Below are 6,307 nucleotides of genomic sequence, written 5' to 3'. Positions count from 1 at the left end.
AGGTGGTGGGAGTATGTCACGGCAACGAGTCCTTGTGTAACATCTTCTTGACATTGGCGCGCCGGCAAGCTATTATATCATATGGCATGTATTTTCCACGATTAGCCCCGGACCATAATCGTGTTGAAATAAACGACCATTTGTTTGTTCATTTTTTTATTTTAGGAGGGAACTGCATTGCGTACGACTTATATGGCGAAACCGAATGAAGTAGAGCGTAAATGGTACGTTGTCGACGCAGCTGGCAAAACGTTAGGCCGCTTAGCCAGCGAAGTAGCGGCGCTGTTGCGCGGCAAACATAAACCGACGTTCACTCCGCATGTTGACTGCGGAGATCACGTCATCGTCATCAATGCGGACAAAGTTGAACTGACTGGGAAAAAGTTGACGAAAAAACTGTACTATCGCCACAGCTTATATCCGGGTGGCTTAAAAGTAAGAACAGCGCTGGAAATGCGTACGAACTACCCGGAACAAATGATCGAACGTGCGGTGCGCGGCATGCTTCCAAAAGGCAGCCTCGGCCGGCAAATGTTCAAAAAGTTGCACGTTTACCGTGGAAGCGAACATCCGCATCAAGCACAAAAACCAGAAGTGTATGAACTTCGCGGATAATCATAAGGGAGGGTATGATTTTGGCACAAGTACAATATTACGGCACAGGTCGTCGCAAAAGCTCGGTCGCCCGTGTCCGCCTTGTCCCGGGCGATGGCCGCATCATTGTCAATAAGCGTGACATTCGCGAGTACATCCCGACGGAAGCGCTCATCGAAATGGTCAAACAGCCGCTCGTACTGACCGAAACGCTTGGCAGCTACGACGTTTTGGTGAATGTCCAAGGCGGCGGATTTGCCGGCCAAGCCGGTGCGATTCGCCATGGCATCGCCCGTGCGTTGCTTGAAGTCGATCCGGAGTTCCGCACGGTGCTGAAACGGGCCGGTTTGCTGACGCGCGATGCTCGCGTTAAAGAACGCAAAAAATACGGGCTCAAAGGCGCCCGCCGCGCTCCGCAATTCTCGAAACGTTAATCGCGTGATGTTCCAACCCAGCCGATTTGGCTGGGTTTTTTGCTTATTTCTGCCTTTCGCCCGCGCGTATGATTGTGAGCGATCGTTAGACACTACATCGTAAAGGAGCGTGAAAGACGATGACAGTCATCACTTCATTGGCGGAAAAAAGGCAGGAAAAGCAGCTTCGCTATGAACGGAACATGTTGCGCGAACTGTCGCTTGAGAAATTACGGACCAAAGCGCTTGAGCACTTTGTTCCGTTTTATACGGCGTATCGGATGTTCCCATCCGTTGTGGAGGAAGGCTGCATTGATCTGGCCATTGAAGCGTATTTGCTCGGCGCTCGCTACAGCCGATTCGGCTATTATGGGGAGCCTGCGGCCAGCGTACGCTGTCGATGTGCTCAAGAAGAAAAATATTTGATCGATACGCTGTTTGATTTTCTTTGCTTTTGGGGCAATATCGACAACGATTTCCTCAGCCAGTCGCTGTATGACGCGTGTGAACAATATATCGGCAACTGGTGGACGGAAGGATTTGAGCGGGGCAAAAAACGGCATCGTCTAAAACTTCGCTGAATGAGTTCTATTCCCGCGCCTTGTCCCATATAAGATAGAGAAGGGAAACGTGCGGGAGGAGAAACAATGAAAGAAAAATGGAAGTGGCTGGTCGCTTTTGCTGCCGTCGCCCTTATGAGCACTTTGCTATTTCCGTCTTTATTTTCCGATTTGACATCAACAAAACCATGGAATCTCCCATTATCGGGGAGAATCATCGTATTGGACCCCGGCCATGGTGGGCCGGACGGCGGCGCCGTCGGTGGTGAGGCGGTGGAAAAGGACATCGCGCTCAACGTGGCGAAAAAGCTGCGCGATTATCTGCAGCAGCAAGGGGCGCTCGTCCTGATGACGCGCGAGACGGATCGGGACTTGGCCAGCCCGTCCACACGCGGCTACAGCCGACGGAAAACGGAGGATTTGCTCGAACGAACGGCTTTCGTCAATCGATCGAATGCCGATCTTTTCATCAGCATCCATCTCAACGCCATCCCGTCGCCGCGTTGGCGAGGGGCGCAGACGTTTTATTACGGGTCTTTCATCGAAAACGAGCGGCTGGCGAGATTTATCCAAGCGGAATTGCGGCGCAATTTGGAGAACACCCATCGACTGGCAAAAATGATTGATACCGTCTATTTGCTCAAGCATGCAAAAATCCCCGGCGCGCTTGTCGAGGTTGGGTTTTTGTCGAATCCCGATGAGCGAGAGCTGCTTGTGTCTGATGGCTACCAAACGAAGCTGGCCGCCTCGATTTATAAAGGAGTGCTCCGCTACTTTTCCAATGAACATACGCCTCGCGAGTAGCGGGGATTTTTTAAGGTCGGAACAGAGGAGACAGATAGCCGACCGGCCTTGTTTCGCCAAAAGGAATTCGAAATTCCCCTTTTTCAACCGCGGGGACGTGCGGGAGCAAGTCAAACATGGCGGCCGTCTGCCGATTTATGGTATGATAACACATAGAAATGACCATTGATTTGCAAAAGGGTTGGTGAATACGATGTTGACGGAAACTGAAGTGCGCGCCATTCTTGAAAAGATGAAAGATCCCTTTTTAAACAAAACGTTTAAAGAGACGAATGCCATTCAAGAAATCAAAATTAAGGAAGAGAAAAACCATGTCAGCGTGAAAATCGCGCTCGCCAAAACCGGAACGCCCGAGCAGCTTCGCGTGCAAACGGCGATCGTCGAGCAGCTGAAAGATGCGGGTGCTGCAACGGTCGGGCTGCGGTTCGCCGAACTGCCGCGCGATGTGGTGGAGAAATATAGCGAAAACAAGCAAAAAACGACGTATATCGCCATTGCTAGCGGCAAAGGTGGTGTCGGCAAGTCGACCGTTTCTGTCAATTTGGCGGTGGCGCTCGCCCGGCTCGGCAAAAAAGTCGGGTTGATTGACGCGGACATTTACGGGTTCAGTGTTCCGGACATGATGGGAATCACCGAGCGCCCGACGGTGAGGGGCGACAAAATCATCCCGGTCGAACGGTTTGGCGTAAAAGTCATTTCGATGGCCTTTTTCGTCGAGGATAACGCCCCGGTCATTTGGCGCGGCCCGATGCTTGGGAAAATGTTGAACAACTTTTTCAAAGAGGTCGAATGGGGAGACTTGGATTACTTGCTGCTTGACTTGCCGCCTGGTACGGGCGACGTCGCCTTGGACGTCCATACGCTCTTGCCGTCGTGCAAAGAAATTATCGTCACGACTCCGCATCCGACCGCTGCGTTTGTCGCTGCCCGCGCTGGGGCAATGGCGTTGCGCACCGAACATGAAATTATCGGCGTGATCGAAAATATGTCGTACTACGAGAGCCGGAAAACAGGAGAGCGGGAGTATGTCTTCGGCAAGGGTGGCGGAGAAAAGCTGGCCAAAGAGCTGCAAACCGAGCTGTTAGGGCAGCTGCCGCTTCAGCAGCCGGATTGGAACGACGACGACTTCGCTCCGTCCGTTTACGCAGAAGATCATCCGATCGGGAAAATTTATATGGATATCGCCCGCAAAATCGTTGCGAAATATTAATCGGTTTCACAAAAAGCGTCCGATGGCGAGAAACCGCCGATTAGAGCGTTGGCGGTTTTCAGCGCACGGACGCTTTTTTGCTTGATTAACCTCCTCCGCCTTGTTGGTTGCCGGTGCTTTCTTCTCCCTCTCCCCCTTCCCCTCCGCCTTCTTCTTCTTGTTTTTCTCCGCCTTGCTGAACCTTTTCAGCTGCTTTCATCAACATATCTTGAATTTTCGCCTGATACAGCGGGCTGTTCAACGTTTCCGTGATCACCTTTTGCAAATGCTGGCGGAACTCTTTGCTTTTTAAGACATCGACCATGGCTTTTTCCATTTCTGGATCTTTTAAAATATCGATCATCAGCGCCTGGTAATCGGGATCTTTCATGAGCGCCTTCATCATTTTTTCATGTTCTGCTTGCAGCCCTTTGGCAAAACTTTCAGCGAATTTCGGGTCTTTTAACGCACTTTCCCAGAACTTTTTTCCTTGATCGGATGTCAGCATTTGTTGCAGCGTTTCTTTTACAGCTTTTTGATCTATGACTAGTTGCTGCTTCATCTGATCTTCCGACATAATATCTTGAATCGCCTTTTTCCCCTCGTCGGTTTTTAAAATGTCAACAACCATCTTTTTCGTTTCGTCATAATCCGGGGGAGGGGGGCTGATTTCTTGAGGGGCACAGGAACCAAGAACGAGAAAACTGAGCAAGAGGAGCGGTAGGCATTTGTTCATGAAAGTGAGCTCCTTTCTGCAAAAATCCCTCACCCTTAATATGAATGTTGGCGAAAAAAATATACATGGGGGAGATCGGAGCTGGCTTTTTCACAAGGGCGCTGGTAAAATGGTAAGCGGGTTATGCTGAAATGATGGAGGATGAAGCTGTGAACAGCCGCAAATGGGTGCGTTTATTTTTATCGACGCTGCTGATCGGCGGCATCGCCACGGCGGCCGTCGGCATTGTTTTCAACTGGGAAGAATTCGGGCGCTTGCTGTTGCGCCTGGAAATGGTCGAATTTATGGCTGTTTTGTTATGGCATATCGGTGTTGGCTTTATTTTCAGCGTCATCAGTCAGGCGGGGTTTTTTGCTTATTTAACCGTCCACCGGTTCGGGCTTGGCATCTTCCGTTCGCTATGGAACGCTGTGCAGGTTGTTTTGATCATGTTCGTGCTGTTCGATTTAGTGTATTTCCGCTACATGGCGTTTGCGGACAAGGGCGATTCAATCATTCCGTATCTATTGACCGCATTGTTCATTTTGGTGGTTGGTCTCGTTGTTGCCTACGTCAAGAGCGCACAGACGAACAAAGGGGCGTTCGTTCCGGCTTTGTTCTTTATGGTCGTCGTTACGGTCATTGAATGGTTTCCCGTGTTGCGCATCAACGACCGTGATTGGCTGTATTTGATGTTGATTCCTTTATTAGTATGCAATGCATACCAGCTTCTTATACTGCATAAATTGACAGGCGGCGCGAAACAATAAAGAAAGCAAGGCGCCGCCTGTTTTCTTATGGCAGCCGCGAAAAAAACGGCGTGTTCGCCAAAAGCCAATCATTCCAATTGGCGGCTTGTCTGCCGCCGCAATCCAACCGCACCGGCGCAGGCCGTTGTCGGAACGTGTCACTCGATCCCGCGGCTTTCGGCTTCGCCATTCGCCAACAGCTCGGAGAGGTTGACGTTTTTGTAGCCGTTTTCTTTCATGGAAGCGATAATTTTCGGCAGCGCTTTGGCTGTCTGTTTTGCCGAATCAGATGCGTGAAGGAGCACGATATCGCCCGGTTCCAGGTCCCTCGTGACGTTCTCAACAATTTGGTCTGTCCCAGGGTTGAGCCAGTCTTTCGAGTCAATGCTCCAATGGACGACAGTGTAGCCGAGGGACTGAGCAACCTTTAACACATTTTTGTTGAAGTTCCCCCCAGGGGGGCGCAGCAGCTCAACCTGTTTCATTCCCAACATGTCAAACACTTTTTTCGCCATCATTAAATCTTGACGGATTTTGGCGTTCTCAAGTTCCGTATAGTTGACAAAGTTATATCCCATACTGCCAATCTCATGCCCCTCCTCTTTGATCCGCTTCACCACGGCTGGATGGCGTTCGGCCCATGAGGCGGATAAGAAAAAGGTCGCGTTTTGAATCCCATGCTGCTTCAAGACATCCAAAATTTTGTCTGCATTCTCATCTCCCCAGCTGATATCGAACGTCAACGCCACCTCATTGCGGGCGTTGTCCACTTTATATACCGCCGTCGGCCCAGAAGGAAGCGAAAAAACGGGACGGTTCATTTCATAAGCGTACAAGACAACGGCGGTGAAAAAGGCGGAGCAGATAATAATGAGAGCTTTTTTCAGCGTCCGTCCGTTCAACGCGTAAAACATGACATCGGCCCCCTTTTTTGCATTGTAAAATCGTTGTCCTAATAACATCTTATGCGGACAGCCATGGCGGTTATGAAACTTATTTGCCAGTCCTCTTACCGTCGAAGAGATGGAGGAAGCCTAAAGGAACGGTCTGGCGTCGGTTCTTGAAATTCCCTTAAAAAAGATATTGCATTTTTGATTGGTAAGTGGTATATTAAAAATCGTCGCTAATCCGACAGAGTGTTCGATAGCGGTGAGTGACGAAAAGCAACGGAAAAGATCTTGACAAGAAAAAAGAGGCATGTTAGTATAAAAGAGCTGTTTGCAATAGGAAGCTTCAACTATTCTTCAGTTCAAGACTGCAAATCAGCAGAGAAGTTGTTTCAA

8 protein-coding genes are annotated in these 6,307 nt (G+C 49.9%); 6 read left to right on the top strand and 2 right to left on the bottom strand.

Translation table 11 applies throughout. The features are described from left to right. Positions 1-177 precede the first annotated feature (177 nt). The 5 genes from rplM (at position 178) to I656_RS14335 (ending at position 3,581) form a co-directional block, all read left to right on the top strand. Complete coding sequence (gene rplM / locus I656_RS14315; protein WP_011229651.1) at positions 178-615, top strand: 50S ribosomal protein L13; 438 nt, start codon at positions 178-180, stop codon at positions 613-615. A 20-nt stretch (positions 616-635) separates the two neighbouring features. Further along, positions 636-1,028 (top strand): 30S ribosomal protein S9, encoded by a 393-nt coding sequence (rpsI, locus tag I656_RS14320; RefSeq protein ID WP_011229652.1) that lies wholly within the window; start codon positions 636-638, stop codon positions 1,026-1,028. Between the two features lie 119 nt (positions 1,029-1,147). Next, positions 1,148-1,588 carry a YbaK family protein gene (locus I656_RS14325; protein WP_015373733.1) on the top strand — a complete coding sequence of 147 codons (441 nt, stop codon included), beginning with the start codon at positions 1,148-1,150 and terminating at the stop codon, positions 1,586-1,588. Positions 1,589-1,654: 66 nt separating this feature from the next. Next, the gene (gene cwlD / locus I656_RS14330) at positions 1,655-2,371 is read left to right on the top strand and encodes an N-acetylmuramoyl-L-alanine amidase CwlD (RefSeq protein ID WP_012820500.1); all 717 of its coding nucleotides are present in this window, start codon (positions 1,655-1,657) and stop codon (positions 2,369-2,371) included. Between the two features lie 193 nt (positions 2,372-2,564). Next, positions 2,565-3,581 (top strand): Mrp/NBP35 family ATP-binding protein, encoded by a 1,017-nt coding sequence (locus I656_RS14335; RefSeq protein ID WP_011229655.1) that lies wholly within the window; start codon positions 2,565-2,567, stop codon positions 3,579-3,581. Between the two features lie 85 nt (positions 3,582-3,666). Here the strand turns inward: I656_RS14335 and gerD are convergent, their stop codons facing one another. Continuing rightward, positions 3,667-4,296 carry a spore germination lipoprotein GerD gene (gene gerD / locus I656_RS14340; RefSeq protein ID WP_013143991.1) on the bottom strand — a complete coding sequence of 210 codons (630 nt, stop codon included), beginning with the start codon at positions 4,294-4,296 and terminating at the stop codon, positions 3,667-3,669. A 149-nt stretch (positions 4,297-4,445) separates the two neighbouring features. Here gerD and I656_RS14345 point away from each other — a divergent pair, with 149 nt between their 5' ends. Then, complete coding sequence (locus I656_RS14345) at positions 4,446-5,045, top strand: KinB-signaling pathway activation protein (RefSeq protein WP_013143992.1); 600 nt, start codon at positions 4,446-4,448, stop codon at positions 5,043-5,045. 137 nt (positions 5,046-5,182) lie between these two features. Here the strand turns inward: I656_RS14345 and pdaB are convergent, their stop codons facing one another. Then, entirely contained in the window at positions 5,183-5,938 is a 756-nt protein-coding gene (gene pdaB, locus I656_RS14350; RefSeq protein ID WP_033004638.1) for a polysaccharide deacetylase family sporulation protein PdaB, read from the bottom strand. Positions 5,939-6,307 lie beyond the last annotated feature (369 nt).

This window comes from Geobacillus sp. WSUCF1 (genome assembly GCF_000422025.1).
GTDB lineage: Bacteria > Bacillota > Bacilli > Bacillales > Anoxybacillaceae > Geobacillus > Geobacillus zalihae.
This window is presented reverse-complemented; position numbering and strand designations above follow the sequence as displayed.

Bases quoted from the DNA above. Each gene is read 5' to 3' on its own strand.
- pdaB (WP_033004638.1), bottom strand. From the start codon at position 5,938: ATGTTTTACGCGTTGAACGGACGGACGCTGAAAAAAGCTCTCATTATT.
- I656_RS14325 (WP_015373733.1), top strand. From the start codon at position 1,148: ATGACAGTCATCACTTCATTGGCGGAAAAAAGGCAGGAAAAGCAGCTT.
- I656_RS14335 (WP_011229655.1), top strand. From the start codon at position 2,565: ATGTTGACGGAAACTGAAGTGCGCGCCATTCTTGAAAAGATGAAAGAT.
- cwlD (WP_012820500.1), top strand. From the start codon at position 1,655: ATGAAAGAAAAATGGAAGTGGCTGGTCGCTTTTGCTGCCGTCGCCCTT.
- gerD (WP_013143991.1), bottom strand. From the start codon at position 4,296: ATGAACAAATGCCTACCGCTCCTCTTGCTCAGTTTTCTCGTTCTTGGT.